Source organism: Enterobacter cloacae complex sp. SYL003 (assembly GCF_049236925.1).
Classification (GTDB): domain Bacteria; phylum Pseudomonadota; class Gammaproteobacteria; order Enterobacterales; family Enterobacteriaceae; genus Enterobacter; species Enterobacter intestinihominis.
On record NZ_JBMKJK010000001.1, the window covers coordinates 484,537 to 501,473 of the forward strand.

At 52.8% G+C, this 16,937-nt stretch carries 17 protein-coding genes; 12 read left to right on the top strand and 5 right to left on the bottom strand.

The features are described 5' to 3' along the window. Window positions 1-226 precede the first annotated feature (226 nt). From topA to acnA, 6 genes are all read left to right on the top strand, one after another. Complete coding sequence (topA, locus tag ACOT1A_RS02345) at window positions 227-2,824, top strand: type I DNA topoisomerase (RefSeq protein ID WP_276169787.1); 2,598 nt, start codon at window positions 227-229, stop codon at window positions 2,822-2,824. A gap of 186 nt (window positions 2,825-3,010) precedes the next feature. Next, on the top strand, window positions 3,011-3,985 hold the full coding sequence (cysB, locus tag ACOT1A_RS02350) for an HTH-type transcriptional regulator CysB (protein ID WP_006810844.1): 975 nt from the start codon (window positions 3,011-3,013) through the stop codon (window positions 3,983-3,985). Window positions 3,986-4,321: 336 nt separating this feature from the next. Then, window positions 4,322-4,462, top strand: a complete 141-nt coding sequence (locus ACOT1A_RS02355) for a YmiA family putative membrane protein (RefSeq protein WP_096168876.1) — start codon at window positions 4,322-4,324, stop codon at window positions 4,460-4,462. An 8-nt stretch (window positions 4,463-4,470) separates the two neighbouring features. Further along, complete coding sequence (locus ACOT1A_RS02360) at window positions 4,471-4,635, top strand: hypothetical protein (RefSeq protein ID WP_162200559.1); 165 nt, start codon at window positions 4,471-4,473, stop codon at window positions 4,633-4,635. A gap of 137 nt (window positions 4,636-4,772) precedes the next feature. Further along, on the top strand, window positions 4,773-4,871 hold the full coding sequence (gene ymiC, locus ACOT1A_RS02365; RefSeq protein WP_032103392.1) for a small membrane protein YmiC: 99 nt from the start codon (window positions 4,773-4,775) through the stop codon (window positions 4,869-4,871). A gap of 165 nt (window positions 4,872-5,036) precedes the next feature. Next, complete coding sequence (gene acnA / locus ACOT1A_RS02370) at window positions 5,037-7,712, top strand: aconitate hydratase AcnA (RefSeq protein WP_276169786.1); 2,676 nt, start codon at window positions 5,037-5,039, stop codon at window positions 7,710-7,712. Window positions 7,713-7,749: 37 nt separating this feature from the next. On the opposite strand, the gene ribA is transcribed toward acnA, so the two are convergent. Continuing rightward, window positions 7,750-8,340: a GTP cyclohydrolase II gene (gene ribA, locus ACOT1A_RS02375; protein ID WP_013096372.1), complete on the bottom strand. Its 591-nt coding sequence runs from the start codon at window positions 8,338-8,340 to the stop codon at window positions 7,750-7,752. Window positions 8,341-8,536: 196 nt separating this feature from the next. Between ribA and pgpB the strand changes: the two genes are divergently transcribed. The 5 genes from pgpB to yciH all read left to right on the top strand — a co-directional run bounded on the left by pgpB (window position 8,537) and on the right by yciH (window position 12,185). Further along, window positions 8,537-9,304, top strand: coding sequence for a phosphatidylglycerophosphatase B (gene pgpB, locus ACOT1A_RS02380; RefSeq protein ID WP_032622464.1), 768 nt, complete (start codon window positions 8,537-8,539; stop codon window positions 9,302-9,304). A 148-nt stretch (window positions 9,305-9,452) separates the two neighbouring features. Further along, on the top strand, window positions 9,453-9,761 hold the full coding sequence (locus ACOT1A_RS02385) for a LapA family protein (RefSeq protein ID WP_006810839.1): 309 nt from the start codon (window positions 9,453-9,455) through the stop codon (window positions 9,759-9,761). 6 nt (window positions 9,762-9,767) lie between these two features. Next, window positions 9,768-10,937, top strand: coding sequence for a lipopolysaccharide assembly protein LapB (gene lapB / locus ACOT1A_RS02390; RefSeq protein WP_003856819.1), 1,170 nt, complete (start codon window positions 9,768-9,770; stop codon window positions 10,935-10,937). Between the two features lie 184 nt (window positions 10,938-11,121). Beyond that, a complete protein-coding gene (pyrF, locus tag ACOT1A_RS02395) occupies window positions 11,122-11,859 on the top strand; it encodes an orotidine-5'-phosphate decarboxylase (protein WP_276169785.1) in 738 nt (245 codons plus the stop codon). After that, a complete protein-coding gene (yciH, locus tag ACOT1A_RS02400) occupies window positions 11,859-12,185 on the top strand; it encodes a stress response translation initiation inhibitor YciH (RefSeq protein WP_022648317.1) in 327 nt (108 codons plus the stop codon). The genes pyrF and yciH overlap by 1 nt, the downstream gene beginning before the upstream one ends. Before the next feature lie 104 nt (window positions 12,186-12,289). Here yciH and osmB read toward each other — a convergent pair whose 3' ends face one another. The 3 genes from osmB to ACOT1A_RS02415 form a co-directional block, all read right to left on the bottom strand. After that, window positions 12,290-12,508, bottom strand: coding sequence for an osmotically-inducible lipoprotein OsmB (gene osmB, locus ACOT1A_RS02405; protein WP_003856823.1), 219 nt, complete (start codon window positions 12,506-12,508; stop codon window positions 12,290-12,292). Between the two features lie 262 nt (window positions 12,509-12,770). After that, window positions 12,771-13,523 (bottom strand): DNA-binding transcriptional regulator YciT, encoded by a 753-nt coding sequence (locus tag ACOT1A_RS02410; protein WP_022648316.1) that lies wholly within the window; start codon window positions 13,521-13,523, stop codon window positions 12,771-12,773. A 37-nt stretch (window positions 13,524-13,560) separates the two neighbouring features. Next, window positions 13,561-13,743 (bottom strand): hypothetical protein, encoded by a 183-nt coding sequence (locus ACOT1A_RS02415; protein WP_022648315.1) that lies wholly within the window; start codon window positions 13,741-13,743, stop codon window positions 13,561-13,563. A gap of 191 nt (window positions 13,744-13,934) precedes the next feature. On the opposite strand from ACOT1A_RS02415, the gene ACOT1A_RS02420 reads away from it, so the two are divergent. Next, window positions 13,935-14,804, top strand: coding sequence for a crotonase/enoyl-CoA hydratase family protein (locus tag ACOT1A_RS02420; RefSeq protein WP_022648314.1), 870 nt, complete (start codon window positions 13,935-13,937; stop codon window positions 14,802-14,804). On the opposite strand, the gene pdeR is transcribed toward ACOT1A_RS02420, so the two are convergent. Next, window positions 14,801-16,789, bottom strand: coding sequence for a cyclic di-GMP phosphodiesterase (gene pdeR, locus ACOT1A_RS02425; RefSeq protein ID WP_276169901.1), 1,989 nt, complete (start codon window positions 16,787-16,789; stop codon window positions 14,801-14,803). The genes ACOT1A_RS02420 and pdeR overlap by 4 nt on opposite strands. Window positions 16,790-16,937: the final 148 nt, after the last annotated feature.

Consider the following 16,937-nt stretch of genomic DNA (forward strand, 5'->3'; position numbering starts at 1 on the left):
GGCAACAGAATTGCTTGACATTCGACCGGGAATTCGTCACGAATGAACTTTGATGTGAGAAAAATACCCGAAAACTCAATGACCTGGATGTCGCCATACTGACGTTCGGTAAGACAAAGGGGTTGATATCCCCTGACGACGTCGCAATATCAATGGCTCGTCGTCAGCGGAAGGGAAATCAACGTGCGGCGTATTCCTGGAAGAATTAAATTAGGTAAAGGTGAATATGGGTAAAGCTCTCGTCATCGTTGAGTCCCCGGCAAAAGCCAAAACGATCAATAAATATCTGGGCAATGACTACGTGGTTAAGTCCAGCGTTGGTCACATTCGCGATTTGCCGACAAGTGGCTCAGCCAGCAAAAAGAGCGCAGACTCTACCTCCACCAAAGGGGCTAAAAAGCCTAAAAAGGATGAACGTAGCGCGCTTGTCAACCGCATGGGTGTTAACCCATGGCACAACTGGGATGCACAATACGAAGTGCTGCCAGGCAAAGAAAAAGTCGTTAACGAGCTGAAACAGCTTGCTGAAAAAGCAGACCACATTTATCTCGCAACCGACCTTGACCGCGAAGGGGAGGCCATCGCATGGCACCTGCGGGAAGTGATTGGGGGGGATGACAAACGCTACAGCCGTGTAGTGTTTAACGAAATTACAAAGAATGCGATTCGTCAGGCGTTTGAAAAGCCGGGTGAACTGAATATCGACCGTGTTAACGCTCAGCAGGCGCGTCGCTTTATGGACCGCGTTGTAGGCTACATGGTTTCGCCGTTGCTGTGGAAAAAGGTCGCTCGCGGCCTGTCTGCGGGACGTGTACAGTCTGTGGCTGTTCGTCTTGTTGTCGAACGTGAACGCGAGATCAAAGCGTTTGTCCCGGAAGAGTTCTGGGAAGTGGATGCGAATGTCACCACGCCGGGCGGCGATGCGCTGCCGTTGCAGGTGAGCCACCACAACGACAAACCGTTCCGTCCTGAAAATCGCGATCAGACCATGGCCGCCGTAGCGCTGCTGGAAAAAGCGCGTTATCAGGTGCTGGATCGTGAAGACAAACCGACCAGCAGCAAGCCTGGCGCACCGTTTATCACGTCAACGCTTCAGCAGGCGGCAAGTACGCGTCTGGGTTACGGCGTGAAGAAAACCATGATGATGGCCCAGCGTTTGTATGAAGCGGGTTACATCACCTACATGCGTACTGACTCCACCAACCTGAGCCATGACGCTGTCAGCATGGTGCGTGGCTATATCGAGGACAACTTCGGTAAGAAATACCTGCCGGACAGTCCTAATCAGTACGCCAGCAAAGAGAATTCTCAGGAAGCGCACGAAGCGATCCGTCCTTCTGACGTTTCCGTTCTGGCGGAATCTCTTAAAGATATGGAAGCGGACGCCCAGAAGCTGTATCAGCTGATCTGGCGCCAGTTCGTGGCCTGCCAAATGACGCCAGCGAAATACGACTCCACTACGCTGACCGTTGGCGCGGGTGATTTCCGCCTGAAAGCGCGCGGCCGCATCCTGCGTTTCGACGGCTGGACAAAAGTGATGCCTGCGCTGCGTAAAGGTGATGAAGACAGAACGCTGCCTTCCGTCAACAAAGGCGACGAGCTGTCGCTGGTTGATCTGGTACCGGCCCAGCACTTCACCAAGCCGCCTGCGCGTTTCAGCGAAGCGTCGCTGGTAAAAGAGCTGGAAAAACGCGGCATCGGTCGCCCGTCTACCTATGCGTCAATCATTTCGACCATTCAGGATCGTGGATACGTTCGCGTTGAGAACCGTCGTTTCTATGCTGAAAAAATGGGTGAGATTGTTACCGACCGTCTGGAAGCTAACTTCCGTGAGTTGATGAACTATGACTTCACCGCGCAGATGGAGGACAGTCTCGATGAGGTTGCCAGCCATAAGGCCGAGTGGAAGAAAGTTCTCGACAGCTTCTTCAGCGATTTTACCAACCAGCTTGAGAAAGCTGAGAAAGATCCTGAAGAAGGCGGCATGCTACCTAACCAGATGGTACTGACCAGCATCGACTGCCCAACCTGTGGCCGTAAAATGGGGATCCGTACCGCAACCACGGGCGTGTTCCTCGGCTGTTCTGGTTATGCGCTTTCGCCGAAAGAGCGTTGCAAAACTACTATCAACCTCGTGCCGGAGAACGAAGTTCTCAACGTGCTGGAAGGTGACGATGCGGAGACCAACGCACTGCGCGCCAAGCGCCGCTGTAAGAAATGCGGCACGGCGATGGACAGCTACCTGATCGATCCAAAACGTAAACTGCACGTTTGCGGTAATAACCCAACCTGCGACGGTTATGAGATCGAAGAAGGTGAGTTCCGCATTAAGGGCTATGACGGTCCGATCGTTGAGTGTGAGAAATGTGGTTCCGAAATGCACCTGAAAATGGGACGCTTCGGTAAGTACATGGCATGTACCAACGACGACTGTAAAAACACGCGTAAGATCCTGCGTAACGGTGAAGTTGCGCCGCCGAAGGAAGATCCGGTTCCGCTTCCTGAGCTGCCGTGCGAGAAGTCAGATGCGTATTTCGTGCTGCGTGACGGCGCTGCCGGGGTATTCCTGGCGGCCAACACCTTCCCGAAATCGCGCGAAACCCGTGCGCCGCTGGTAGAAGAGCTGTACCGCTTCCGCGACCGTCTGCCGGAGAAACTGCGTTACCTGGCCGATGCGCCACAGCAGGATCCGGAAGGCAACAAAACCGTGGTGCGCTTCAGCCGTAAAACGAAGCAGCAGTACGTGGCGGCAGAGAAAGAGGGCAAAGCGACCGGATGGTCAGCCTTCTTTGTCGACGGGAAATGGGTTGAAGGCAAGAAATAATCTTCCCTTACCGTAACTTACCTGTAAAAGGGCCGGACTTCCGGCCCTTTTTTATTACGTAGTTATTATTTTTTGTTCCGTACTATACAGCCTGGCTATAAATGATATAGTGGTTATAGTTAACCCGTTTCTTATTATCAAATCGTATTAAGCGATTGACGCATGCGCTAAATCGGATGGTCTGGCATGAAATTACAGCAGCTTCGCTATATCGTTGAGGTCGTCAATCATAACCTCAATGTCTCTTCCACCGCAGAAGGTCTTTATACCTCTCAGCCCGGCATCAGTAAGCAGGTGCGTATGCTGGAGGATGAGTTAGGTATTCAGATATTTGCCCGCAGCGGTAAGCACCTGACTCAGGTCACCCCGGCAGGACAGGAAATCATACGCATCGCACGGGAAGTGCTCTCCAAAGTCGACGCCATTAAATCCGTCGCCGGGGAACATACCTGGCCGGATAAAGGCTCTCTGTATATTGCCACCACGCATACACAGGCGCGTTATGCGCTTCCCGGGGTGATCAAAGGCTTCATAGAACGCTATCCCCGCGTTTCCCTGCATATGCATCAGGGCTCACCGACCCAAATCGCAGAGGCCGTGTCTAAAGGCAATGCTGATTTTGCCATCGCGACGGAAGCTCTTCATCTGTACGATGATCTGGTCATGCTCCCGTGCTACCACTGGAACCGCTCTATTGTCGTGACCCCCGATCATCCGCTGGCGGGGAAGGGCGAAGTGACAATCGAAGAGCTGGCGCAATACCCGCTGGTTACCTATACGTTCGGATTTACGGGCCGTTCTGAGCTAGACACCGCCTTTAACCGCGCCGGATTAACGCCACGGATCGTCTTCACTGCAACTGATGCGGACGTCATTAAAACGTACGTGCGTCTGGGTCTGGGCGTAGGCGTTATTGCCAGCATGGCGGTGGATCCTGTATCAGACCCGGATCTGGTGCGTCTGGACGCGCATGATATCTTCAGCCACAGCACCACCAAGATAGGTTTTCGTCGCAGCACGTTCCTTCGCAGCTATATGTATGATTTTATTCAGCGCTTCGCACCGCATTTAACGCGTGACGTGGTCGACACGGCCGTGGCGTTACGCTCCAATGAAGACATCGAAGAGATGTTTAAAGACATCAAACTTCCTGCCAAATAATTACACCCGGTATCTTTCTCTTCTGGAAAGATACCGGTTTCCCCCTTTAAATCTAAATTAGAATTAACCTCATCTGCGCCTACTGTCATATATCGTCATAACCCATTTGATGAATAGGGTTTTACTGTCGCAAATTTGCGACAAAAGTAGAAACTAATTTACAGGTGTGCAAATTATTCTTTTCAATTATTTATTTCTGGTCAAAAGATTGAATTTTCCCAGGCTCAGATTCGTAAATTCACTGGCTTTTCGGCTAAAGTTTCTTTAGGATTTATCTCATCAGATGATTACTTGTGCCAATTGTTTGGTCTCTAAATGATAAGCGATATCGATTGTATGAGGTTAGCAATGCCGTCAGGAAGTGAAGAACCGCAAAGGGATCCCGCGCTTAAGCGTAAAGCCTGGCTGGCGGTCTTTCTCGGCTCTGCCCTGTTCTGGGTGGTTGTTGCTCTTCTCGTCTGGAAATATTGGGGTTGAATATGGTCATGACGGTGCGTACTGACGCGAGAAAAGAGATGTGTCAGCTTCGTGACAATGCTCACAAAGCGCGTAAGGCGCCAGGAACCAGCGTGCCAGCCTCCTGGCAACTGACGCCACAGCAGCAGGCCTTTATTGATGTGTTCGCAGAAGACGAACCCAAAAAACAATAATTTTGATTTTTGCGTAATGATGCAAATAGTCTGAATAAAGACTGTGCACTTTTGTACTCCTTAATAAATACACATCAGCAATATAGAACGAGGGCAGACCTCGCATCCTTAAATAATTAAAGTCTGGTGTCCCTATGATGAATAACATGACAACCGTAAAATACTGGTCATGGCTCGGCGTATTCTCAGCGTCGATCCTCTTCTGGTGTCAGCTCCTCTGGCTGGCCTTACACTAAATCGTAAAACCTCGCCACGGCGGGGTTTTTTGTTTAATCCCTCGCGTTGGACCATTCCTAAATTTATCAATTTGGGTTGTTATCAAAACGTTACGACATCTTTGTGTTATCTTTAATTACAGCCCTGATGATTGTCAGGACATCCCTGTTTTTAAGGAGGAGCTTATGTCGTTAACCCTACGCGAAGCCAGTAAGGACACATTACAGGCGGAAAATAAAACCTGGCGCTACTACAGCTTACCGCTGGCTGCCAGGACGCTTGGGGACATTTCGCGGTTACCCAAGTCGTTGAAAGTACTAATGGAAAACCTCTTGCGCTGGCAAGATGGCGACTCGGTTACCGAGGAGGATATCCAGGCTCTGGCAGGGTGGCTGAAAAATGCTCACGCAGACAAAGAAATTGCCTACCGCCCGGCCAGGGTATTGATGCAGGATTTCACCGGCGTGCCGGCGGTTGTGGACTTGGCCGCCATGCGTGAAGCTGTTAAGCGTCTCGGGGGCGATACGGCTAAGGTGAACCCGCTCTCACCGGTAGACCTCGTCATCGACCACTCCGTCACCGTCGATCACTTTGGTGACGACGATGCTTTCGGTGAAAACGTCCGTCTGGAGATGGAACGTAACCATGAACGCTATGTCTTCCTCAAATGGGGTCAGCAGGCGTTCAGCCGCTTCAGCGTTGTTCCACCAGGCACCGGCATTTGTCACCAGGTCAACCTGGAATATCTCGGCAAAGCCGTCTGGAGTGAATTGCAGGATAAAGAGTGGGTGGCTTACCCGGATACGCTGGTGGGCACCGATTCACACACGACCATGATTAACGGCCTTGGCGTTCTGGGCTGGGGCGTCGGTGGTATTGAAGCGGAAGCGGCCATGCTCGGCCAGCCGGTATCGATGCTCATTCCCGATGTGGTGGGCTTTAAGCTGACCGGTAAATTGTCCGAAGGCATTACCGCCACGGATCTGGTTCTGACGGTCACCCAGATGCTGCGTAAGCATGGCGTGGTGGGTAAATTCGTTGAATTTTATGGTGATGGTCTGGATTCACTGCCGCTGGCGGACCGGGCCACCATCGCCAACATGGCGCCGGAATATGGTGCGACCTGCGGCTTTTTCCCGATTGATAGCGTTACGCTGGAGTATATGCGCCTCAGTGGTCGCAGCGAGGAGCAGGTGGTGCTCGTAGAGGCCTACACCAAAGCGCAGGGCATGTGGCGTAACCCGGGTGACGAGCCGGTATTTACCAGCACGCTGGAACTGGATATGGGCACCGTTGAGGCAAGCCTCGCAGGGCCGAAACGACCGCAGGACCGCGTTGCCCTGAGCAACGTTCCGAAAGCCTTTGCCGCCAGCAATGAGCTGGAGGTTAACGCCGCGCAAAAAGATCACCGTCCGGTGGACTATGTTCTGAACGGGCATCAGTATCAGCTCCCTGACGGCGCCGTGGTGATCGCCGCTATAACTTCCTGTACCAACACGTCCAACCCGAGTGTGTTAATGGCTGCCGGGCTGCTGGCAAAAAAAGCGGTAGAACTGGGACTCAAGCCACAGCCGTGGGTTAAGGCGTCCCTGGCGCCTGGTTCGAAAGTGGTTTCCGATTACCTGGCGCAGGCCAGACTCACGCCGTACCTCGACGAGTTGGGCTTTAATCTGGTGGGTTACGGCTGTACGACCTGCATCGGTAACTCTGGTCCACTGCCTGAGCCTATTGAAGTGGCGATCAAGCAGGGTGATTTGACCGTTGGCGCGGTACTTTCCGGTAACCGAAACTTTGAGGGGCGTATTCATCCGCTGGTGAAAACCAACTGGCTGGCCTCGCCGCCGCTGGTTGTAGCCTATGCTCTGGCCGGAAACATGAACATTAACCTGGCGACCGATCCGATTGGTCACGATCGCAATAATGAACCTGTCTATCTGAAAGACATCTGGCCATCATCGCGTGAAATTGCGCGCGCGGTAGAGAAAGTTTCCACCGAGATGTTCCGCAAAGAGTATGCGGAAGTGTTCGAAGGTACAGCGGAATGGAAAGCGATCGACGTGGTGGGTTCCGATACCTATGACTGGCAGGATGATTCTACCTATATTCGCCTGTCGCCCTTCTTCGATGAGATGCTGGCGGAGCCTGCACCGCTGAAAGACATTCACGGCGCGCGCATTCTGGCGATGCTGGGCGATTCCGTCACCACTGACCATATCTCACCAGCGGGGAGCATCAAAGCGGACAGTCCGGCAGGTCGGTATCTGCAAAGCCGTGGCGTGGAACGTCGCGATTTTAACTCCTACGGTTCGCGCCGCGGTAACCACGAAGTGATGATGCGCGGGACATTTGCCAACATCCGCATTCGTAATGAAATGGTCCCGGGCGTGGAAGGGGGCATGACGCGCCACCTGCCAGATACAGAGGTCATTTCAATTTATGACGCAGCCATGAAGTATCAGCAGGAGGGTACGCCGCTGGCCGTTATTGCCGGTAAAGAGTACGGCTCTGGTTCCAGTCGCGACTGGGCGGCTAAAGGTCCACGTCTGCTCGGGGTTCGCGTGGTGATTGCCGAATCCTTTGAACGTATCCACCGCTCAAACCTGATCGGGATGGGGATCCTGCCGCTGGAGTTCCCGCAGGGCATAACGCGTAAAACGCTGGGTCTGACCGGGGAAGAGCAGATTGATATCAGCGGTCTGCAAAATCTGCAACCGGGTAAAACCGTTCCGGTGAAGTTAACGCGGGCAGATGGTACAACAGAAGTGCTGGATTGTCGGTGTCGTATTGATACGGCAACAGAGCTAACCTATTACCAGAACGACGGCATTTTACATTATGTGATTCGAAAGATGCTGGACTGATAAAACTCGCCCGGCAGAAGTGCCGGGCGTTTTGCGTTTACTCGCTCAGCAGGTGCCCCATCTTTGCAGCTTTGGTATCGAGGTAGTGCGCGTTTTTCGGATTGCGGCCAACAATCAGCGGCACGCGTTCAACGATATTGATGCCCGCTTCAGTGAGGATCTCCACTTTTTTCGGGTTATTGGTCAACAGACGCACTTCGTCCACGCCCAGCAGCTTGAACATATCTGCGCAGAGGGTGAAATCGCGCTCGTCAGCAGCAAAGCCGAGCTGATGGTTTGCTTCGACGGTATCATAGCCCTGATCCTGCAACGCGTAGGCGCGGATTTTATTCAGCAGACCGATATTGCGTCCTTCCTGGCGGTGATACAGCAGCACGCCACGTCCTTCCTCTGCGATATGAGAAAGAGCGGCTTCGAGCTGGAAACCGCAGTCACAGCGCAGGCTGAAGAGCGCGTCACCGGTCAGACACTCAGAATGAACGCGGGACAGTACCGGCGTCTGCCCCGAAATGTCACCGTATACCAGGGCGACGTGATCTTGTCCGGTTGCCAGTTCTTCAAAACCCACCATCAGGAAATCGCCCCATGGGGTTGGCAGTTTGGCTTCTGCCACACGTTTAAGCTGCATGTGATTCTCCATACCAGGCTGACACGTTTCGTGCCTTTGCCCCATTTTGCTTTCTGTATTGGACTATTTTGCCACAGCCCGGCTACTTCACCTAATCACCACCACGCTATACGGACGTTAAACGCACGATCCGACATATCCACCAGAAGGTGGAAATTCAGTTATGATTGTGGTGCTTAGTGAAAAAGGAGAGGACATGCTTTCAATTGCCAGACGCACGGCCGCAGGCGCCGCCGTATTGCTTGTTATACCCCTGATCGTTTGGTTCTCCGGCTGGATGTGGAAGCCCGGACAAAACGAGACGTGGCTGAAAGCCTTATACTGGATAACTGAGACGGTCACCCAGCCCTGGGGGATTATTACGCACGTGCTGCTCTGTGCCTGGTTCCTGTGGTGCCTGCGCTTTCGTCTTCGCGCGGCGCTGGTATTATTTGCCATTCTCGGAGGTGCCATTCTTGTCGGGCAGGGGGTGAAGTCGTGGGTGAAAGATCGCGTGCAGGAACCCCGTCCCTTTGTTATCTGGCTGGAAAAAACGCACCATATTCCGGTAGATGAGTTCTACACTTTAAAGCGTAAGGATCGCGGGGCGTTGGTGAAAGAACAGCTTGCGGAACAGCAGGATATCCCGACATTTTTACGCAAACACTGGCAAAAAGAGACCGGCTTTGCGTTTCCTTCCGGACATACGATGTTTGCTGCCAGCTGGGCGCTACTCGGCGTGGGGCTGCTTTGGCCACGTCGACGTACCCTCACGATTGCGATTTTGCTGGTCTGGGCGACAGGCGTAATGGGCAGCCGGATGCTGCTGGGTATGCACTGGCCGCGTGATTTGGTGGTGGCTACGCTGATTTCGTGGGTACTGGTTACGCTGGCGACCTGGCTTGCACAACGTTTCTGTGGGCCTCTGACGCCACCGCAGGAAGAGAAGGAAGAAATAGCCGAAAGGGAGTCAGGCGGAACCTGAAGCTTGATATTCCGCATTTTGACCATAAATCCATGAAGGGCGCATTACTTTTTCCGTTTCGCGCCCGCCACTAAAATGGTAGCTTATAAGGCTGATTGCAGTGAGTTGAACACGCTTTATACGCTCGAACCACATAACGGGAAGTCATGTGAAATATTTACTCATTTTCTTACTGGTGTTGGCGATTTTTGTCATTTCAGTCACATTGGGCGCGCAAAACGATCAACAGGTAAGTTTCAACTATCTGCTGGCGCAGGGCGAGTACCGGGTGTCGAGCCTGCTGGCTGTGTTATTCGCAGCGGGTTTTGTCATCGGATGGCTTGTATGTGGCCTGTTCTGGCTTAAGGTTCGTGTTTCCCTTGTTCGCGCTGAACGTAAAATTAAACGACTTGAACATCAACTTACGCCTGCGACTGACATTCCGGCGAGCTCTGGTGTGCCGGTAGTCAAGGAATAATCGAATATGCTGGAGTTGTTGTTTCTGCTTTTGCCTGTCGCCGCAGCCTATGGCTGGTATATGGGCCGCAGAAGCGCGCAACAAACAAAACAGGATGAAGCAAACCGACTCTCCCGTGACTACGTTGCGGGGGTGAACTTCCTGCTGAGCAATCAGCAGGATAAAGCGGTCGATCTGTTCCTCGACATGCTCAAAGAGGATACCGGCACCGTAGAGGCGCATCTCACCCTGGGAAACCTGTTCCGCTCGCGCGGAGAGGTTGACCGTGCCATTCGTATCCACCAGACCCTGATGGAAAGCGCTTCGTTGACCTATGAGCAACGGTTGCTGGCCGTTCAGCAGCTTGGACGGGATTACATGGCCGCGGGGCTTTACGATCGCGCCGAGGATATGTTCTCTCAGCTGGTGGATGAGACCGATTTCCGTATCGGTGCGCTTCAGCAACTTCTGCAAATCTACCAGGCAACCAGCGACTGGCAAAAAGCGATTGATACCGCCGAACGGCTGGTCAAACTCGGCAAAGATAAACAGCGCGTCGAAATTGCCCATTTTTACTGCGAGCTTGCCCTTCAGCAAATGGGTAGCGATGACATGGATAAGGCCATGGCATTGCTAAAAAAAGGCGCCGCGGCCGATCGCAACAGCGCCCGCATCTCGATAATGATGGGGCGGGTCTTTATGGCTAATGGTGATTACGCCAAAGCCGTGGAAAGCCTGCTTCGCGTTATCGATCAGGACAAAGAGCTGGTCAGCGAAACGCTGGAAATGCTGCAAACCTGCTATCAGCAGTTAGGTAAGCAGGATGAGTGGGTTGCATTCCTGCGCCGCTGTGTTGAAGAAAACACCGGTGCCACAGCCGAGCTGATGCTGTCGGATGTCGTCGAAGAGCACGAAGGGAGTGATACCGCCCAGGTATACATTACCCGTCAGTTGCAGCGCCATCCGACGATGCGCGTCTTCCACAAGCTGATGGATTATCATCTTAACGATGCAGAAGAAGGGCGCGCTAAAGAGAGCCTGATGGTGCTGCGAGACATGGTCGGTGAACAGGTGCGGAGCAAGCCGCGCTATCGCTGCCAGAAATGCGGCTTCACCGCCTATTCGCTCTACTGGCATTGCCCTTCCTGCCGGGCCTGGTCCACCATCAAGCCAATTCGTGGTCTGGACGGGCAGTGATTTTTTAAAACACTCCATTTTAGTTACAACATACTAAAGAGTGCATTATTTCTTTCAGCACCGTGCGGTCTGTGGTTCAACAGGAAAAGCATTCGATTCTGTTCATTTACCCCGAGGGCAGGTAGAATGCACGCCGTTTATCTGTTCCGCGCCGCTGCGCGCCCATAGACGAAAAGGGCTGGTCATGACGTCTGTTACTTCCTCCACTTCCCGCGTAGTTACCGATTCTCCTGTAGTTGTTGCTCTGGATTACAATAACCGTGACGCCGCACTGGCCTTTGTTGATGGTATTGATCCCCGGGATTGCCGTCTTAAAGTAGGCAAAGAGATGTTTACGCTGTTCGGTCCGCAAATCGTCCGCGATCTGCGCCAGCGTGGTTTCGACGTTTTCCTCGACCTGAAATTCCACGATATTCCGAATACCACTGCCCACGCCGTTGCTGCGGCGGCTGAACTGGGTGTGTGGATGGTTAACGTTCATGCCTCCGGTGGGGCACGTATGATGACGGCTGCGCGCGAAGCGCTGGTGCCGTTTGGCAATGACGCTCCGCTTCTTATCGCCGTCACCGTGCTGACCAGTATGGATGAATCTGACCTTCGTGACCTGGGTGTGACGTTGTCACCTGCCGAACATGCGGAGCGTCTGGCGCGCCTCACGCAACAGTGTGGGCTTGATGGCGTGGTCTGTTCAGCTCAGGAGGCGGTTCGCTTCAAATCTGAGTTAGGCCGCGAATTTAAACTGGTGACGCCAGGTATCCGTCCGGCAGGCAGCGAGTCAGGGGATCAGCGACGCATCATGACGCCAGAGCAGGCGCTGAGCGCGGGGGTAGACTATATGGTAATTGGTCGCCCGGTGACGCAATCCGCTCATCCGGCAGAGACTCTGAAAGCGATTAATGCATCACTGAAAAAGGGGGCATAATGCGTGATGCCAACACTCGTCTGGTCTATTCAACAGATACCGGGCGCATTGAAGAGCCAAAAGAGAAAGCTGAACGTCCGAAAGGCGATGGAATCGTGCGTATTCAGCGCCAGACCAGTGGCAGAAAAGGGAAAGGCGTTTGCCTTGTCACCGGGATTGATCTGGATGATGCAGAGCTGGTAAAGCTCGCCGCTGAGCTTAAAAAGAAGTGCGGATGCGGTGGGGCAGTAAAAGACGGCATAATTGAGATTCAGGGCGATAAGCGGGATTTAATTAAAACGCTGCTGGAAGCCAAAGGTATGAAAGTCAAACTGGCGGGCGGTTAAAATAAATGAGCCACGGACATTGCCGTGGCTCTTTTTTTTACGTGCGTAAGTCAGACCTGAAAATACAAAATATATTATTATACCGGTGAGAGCCGTTATGGTGATTATTTGCCCACCTGGTGACCGATAATACCACCTACGGCAGCACCACCTAATGTACCCAGCGTACTACCATCCGTTAATACTGCACCACCAAGCGCACCAGCACCGGCACCAATCGCGGTGTTACGGTCACGTTTAGACCAGTTAGAGCAAGCGCTCAGAGACATTGCTACAGTGATTGCCAGAACAGCGGCGGCTAATTTTTTGCTGGTAAAGGTCATAATACTTTCTCCTGAATTATCGATTCACGGAAAGGAATGCACTTTAAGTATAGACAATATCCATACTTAAATTCTGTTCCCGTGAAAGCTGGTCGCGCAGGCGTTACATCATCACGCAGGTGATAGTCACTTCCTGTTATATCGCTAATATTAATTTTACGTGTTTAGAACAGTTTCAACAGGTAAAAACTCTTAAAGGAAGGGTCGGAATACTCTCAGAGAAAGGTTTAAGTGCGCCCATTATTCGGGCGCAGCAGGATAATCAGGCCGTTTTTTTCACAATATCGACAGTCAGGCCGTCTTGTTCTAATTGCTGGCGATATTCATCGCGTAAACGCTCATCCGTAATCACACGGCTGAAGCGCGAAGCCGGACCCATCGTATAAGGGTGTACGGCGCCAAACTTAGAGCTATCGGTCAGCACAATCGCTTCACACTCTTTGGCGAGTACGGCGTTCACCACGTCTGAACGCATCATGTCGCGACCGGTAAAGCCGGTGTCGGGCTGCCAGCCGTCTATGCCAATGAATGCCTTACTGAAGTGAACCTGCTGAACATATTGACGCGTTAATGGCCCCACCATGCTTTCGCTTTTCTTCTGGTAAATGCCGCCCAGCAGAATGACCTCGCAGCGAGTTTCCTTCAACAGATGGGCGATATAGCTGCTTACGGTAATGATGGTAACGTCTTTTTGATCGGCAAGCGTGCGCGCCAGAAGGGCGTTACTGCTGCCATTTTCAATAAAGACGGTCTCACCGTTATTCACTAAGGATGCAGCAAACTCCGCCAGTTCCCGCTTGAGCGCAAAATTGTTCATCATGCGGGTTTCAACGTCGTCACTGTCCAGTGGAACGGCATATCCGTGCGCACGCCGCAGGTAGCTCTGTTTTTCCAGAAGATTCAGATCCTGACGAATGGTGACTTCAGAAACGCCGGTAGCTTTAGCGAGATCGACTACGCTTACGCGTCCCTGATCGATCACCATCTGCAAAATGATTTGTTGTCGGGAATTCATAGCATCCATTTAAAAGGCAAGGGCGAAAACGACGTGGTTACACTTCCCACGGGGCTTTTGGTTGAGTGGATTCTGATGCGTTATCAGTGCCGTTCTCAGCCAGCAGTTCAGACTTGAGAATCTCAAGATTACGGATAGCAGAGTGATAATCGCCCGCGACAAGAATATCCAGCACAGTATCAATACGCTGTGCCACGGCTGTTGCATCAATGTTAGACATAAGCTCACCCTGAAGCGAAAAGTTAATATTATCAATGATGCAGAAAATTGATTCAAAAGAGAAGGTAAAAAATGCAATAACCAAAGTTCATAATTGAAAGTGACAAATTTAACCCCCGTATGCTGCGGGTTGTAGGGGTGGATTAGTCTAAAACTGCGCGCAACGCGCTTTTTTATAAGAGGAATTCGACTATGACAGTTATCAACCAGACAACCTGCACATTGTTTACTGATGCTGAACGATTCACTCAACTGGCGGCTTATTATGAGGCCGAACGGCGCACGGTGTGGATGATGTTACGTGCCACGCCACGGCCTTGCTTCAATCATGCGCTGATCGAGGAGATCATGAATCTCTCCTGGCTGGTTCGCCAGTCCGGATATGTCGTTGATTTTTGGGTCACCGGATCGCTGGTCCCTGACATCTACAATACCGGCGGTGATTTACAATTCTTCGTTGAGTGCATCAAAAACAACCGACGCGAAGCGTTACGCGCCTATGCCCGGGCCTGTGTGGACTGCGTTCATGCCGCCTCACGAGGGTTCGATACGGGTGCTGTCACGCTGGCGATGGTGGAAGGAAGCGCGTTAGGGGGCGGGTTTGAAGCCGCGCTCGCGCATCATTTCATTCTGGCCCAGCGCGATGCCCGATTAGGCTTTCCGGAAATCGCGTTCAATCTGTTCCCGGGCATGGGCGGTTATTCACTGGTGGCGCGTCGTGCCGGCATGAAAATGGCAGAGGCGCTGATTTATAAAGGTGAGTCGCATACGGCGGAATGGTATGAACAGCACGGTCTTGTGGATCTCTTATTCGAGCCGTTACAGAGCTATGTTTCGGTACGGACGTTTATCGACACGCTACAGCCGAAGCTGAACGGCGTAAGGGCCATGCTGCGCGCGCGTACGCGTGTTCTGCCACTTCCGCGAAGCGAGTTGATGGACATTACAGAGGATTGGGTGGATGCCGCCTTCTGCCTTGAACCGAAGGATATCGCCTACATGGAGCGGCTGGTTATGCTGCAAAATCGCCATCAGGCGACGGGCTTACGCAAAGCCAGCTAACGGACATTCCTGGCCTGATAGCGCTTTAGCCATCGCTCGAATGCGGCTGCGGGCATGGGCTTAGCAAAAAGATAACCCTGCCGTTCGTTGACGCCATTCTTCGTCAGAAAGGCGTCTTCTTTTGCACTCTCTACCCCTTCAGCAATGACCTGCAGATTCAACGCCTGTGCCACGGCGACTATCGCGCGCACGAGCGACTGTGAAATGGACTGCTTATGGATATCCCGGACGAAGGACTGGTCAAGCTTGATGGCGTCGATAGGGAAGCGCGCCAGCTGCGACAGGGAAGAGTACCCCGTACCAAAGTCATCAAGGTGAATTTGCGCCCCCAGGCGGCTAAATTGCTGGATCACTGACAGGGCCAGCTCTTCATTTTCGATGAGACAGCTTTCGGTCAATTCCACGTCAATCGGGCAGTATTCAAAATTCAGGTCTTTCAGCGCCTGCTTCAGGTCACTGAAGATGGTCTGGTCCGCCAGCTGACGGGCGGAGACGTTGACCGCGACGCGCAGGTTGATCCCTTTGTCGCGCCATTTTGCCACCTGGCGCACCACATCGAGCATAACCCAGCGGCCAAGGGGCACTATCAGCCCTGACTCTTCTGCATAGGAGATAAATTCCATCGGCGGGATCAGGCCACGCTCTGGTGACTGCCAGCGCACCAGCGCCTCCAGACTTCTGACTTCGCCGCGCCAGGTCATTTTTGGCTGGTAGTGAATTAACAGCTGATCGTTATCCAGCGCTTTACGCAGGTTGGTATCCAGCCACAGATATTCAAATACGCGCTGGTTCATCTCTGGCGAGAAGACGCAGAATTTACCCCGGCCATTTTCCTTGGCGGTGTACATGGCGGTGTCGGCATTGCGAATGACGCTTTCCCGATCGTTACCGTGCTGGGGCGCAAGCGCGATACCAAGCGAGCAGCCGGTGTAAACCTCAATCAGCCCGATGCGGAAAGGCTGCCGCAGTCGGGTCAGAATGCGCGACGCCATAGCTTCCAGCGCGCCCTGCGAGGTATCGGTGGCCATCACGATAAACTCATCCCCACCCAGGCGCGCCAGGGTTTGTCCGTCGTCCAGGCAACTCAGGATCGCCAGCGCAACGGCCTGTAGCAGCTGGTCGCCAAACATATGCCCATAGGCATCGTTCACTTTTTTAAAGTTATCCAGATCGAGATAAACCACGCCCACCTGCGTTTCACCCCGGCAGGTGATGGCGTCGGAGATCAGCTCATGGATGGCATTTCGGTTAGGCAAACCGGTAATCGTATCCGTATTGGCGAGAACGCGCAGGCGCTCCTGGGCCCGACGCTCTTCCGTGATGTCGGTACCCGAACAGATGAGGAAAATTTCATTTTTCCCGCTGCCGCTGTGAACGAATTTATTTCTGAAGAGAAACAGGCGTTGCCCCTTGCGGGTCTTGATCCAGCGTTCGACTTCGTAGGAGCTGCCGTTACGAAAAAAACCGGTGATGTTGCGTTTTGAGGCCGCGGCTTCGCTGCGGCTCATGAACAGTTTAAACACGTTTTGCCCGATGACTTCCTGTTCCTTCAGGCCCGTATATTCTTCACTTAAACGGTTGAAGCGCTGAATATTCCCGTTCTGGTCGAGGATGACAATTACGGAGTTAGCTTCGGACACCACCTGTTCGGCGAAGGAGAGTCCCTGCGCCAGATCGCGCGCCACGGAAGGCGTGTCGTTCCATGCTGATGCCGTTCCCGCCCACTCATTTTTGTTAATTTTACGACCGACAAGATGGACGGGAACGTCCAAACCATACAAGGGAAGGGTCATGGCAATGCTGGCGGTGATAACGGTGAGCTGGCGAATCAGAGCAGCCTGCTCATCGTCCAGCGCAACCACCTGAACGATGTCAGCGCTTTCACTGGCAGCAAGATACAGAGCATTGCTGTCTGCTGTTAGTCGCCACCAGGGGCTATGCGTACCCATGTAACGAAACAGCAAATTCTGCTCCAGATCGTCCATCCCGTTTTCTCCCGCGGCTGCTGAGTAGCGCACAAATTATTCATTTGCAGTCGACTATGACGGCTCTTTTTACTGTAGATAATTCTGGCGAAATGTGGCGGTAGGAAACAGAAAAGTGTGAGAAAAAACGATGATTTTGCGAGAGATA

Excerpts from the sequence above, each read along its gene's own strand:
- topA (WP_276169787.1), top strand. The coding sequence starts at position 227 with ATGGGTAAAGCTCTCGTCATCGTTGAGTCCCCGGCAAAAGCCAAAACG.
- cysB (WP_006810844.1), top strand. The coding sequence starts at position 3,011 with ATGAAATTACAGCAGCTTCGCTATATCGTTGAGGTCGTCAATCATAAC.
- ACOT1A_RS02355 (WP_096168876.1), top strand. The coding sequence starts at position 4,322 with ATGAGGTTAGCAATGCCGTCAGGAAGTGAAGAACCGCAAAGGGATCCC.
- ACOT1A_RS02360 (WP_162200559.1), top strand. The coding sequence starts at position 4,471 with ATGACGGTGCGTACTGACGCGAGAAAAGAGATGTGTCAGCTTCGTGAC.
- ymiC (WP_032103392.1), top strand. The coding sequence starts at position 4,773 with ATGAATAACATGACAACCGTAAAATACTGGTCATGGCTCGGCGTATTC.
- acnA (WP_276169786.1), top strand. The coding sequence starts at position 5,037 with ATGTCGTTAACCCTACGCGAAGCCAGTAAGGACACATTACAGGCGGAA.
- ribA (WP_013096372.1), bottom strand. The coding sequence starts at position 8,340 with ATGCAGCTTAAACGTGTGGCAGAAGCCAAACTGCCAACCCCATGGGGC.
- pgpB (WP_032622464.1), top strand. The coding sequence starts at position 8,537 with ATGCTTTCAATTGCCAGACGCACGGCCGCAGGCGCCGCCGTATTGCTT.
- lapB (WP_003856819.1), top strand. The coding sequence starts at position 9,768 with ATGCTGGAGTTGTTGTTTCTGCTTTTGCCTGTCGCCGCAGCCTATGGC.
- pyrF (WP_276169785.1), top strand. The coding sequence starts at position 11,122 with ATGACGTCTGTTACTTCCTCCACTTCCCGCGTAGTTACCGATTCTCCT.
- yciH (WP_022648317.1), top strand. The coding sequence starts at position 11,859 with ATGCGTGATGCCAACACTCGTCTGGTCTATTCAACAGATACCGGGCGC.
- osmB (WP_003856823.1), bottom strand. The coding sequence starts at position 12,508 with ATGACCTTTACCAGCAAAAAATTAGCCGCCGCTGTTCTGGCAATCACT.
- ACOT1A_RS02410 (WP_022648316.1), bottom strand. The coding sequence starts at position 13,523 with ATGAATTCCCGACAACAAATCATTTTGCAGATGGTGATCGATCAGGGA.
- ACOT1A_RS02415 (WP_022648315.1), bottom strand. The coding sequence starts at position 13,743 with ATGTCTAACATTGATGCAACAGCCGTGGCACAGCGTATTGATACTGTG.
- ACOT1A_RS02420 (WP_022648314.1), top strand. The coding sequence starts at position 13,935 with ATGACAGTTATCAACCAGACAACCTGCACATTGTTTACTGATGCTGAA.
- pdeR (WP_276169901.1), bottom strand. The coding sequence starts at position 16,789 with ATGGACGATCTGGAGCAGAATTTGCTGTTTCGTTACATGGGTACGCAT.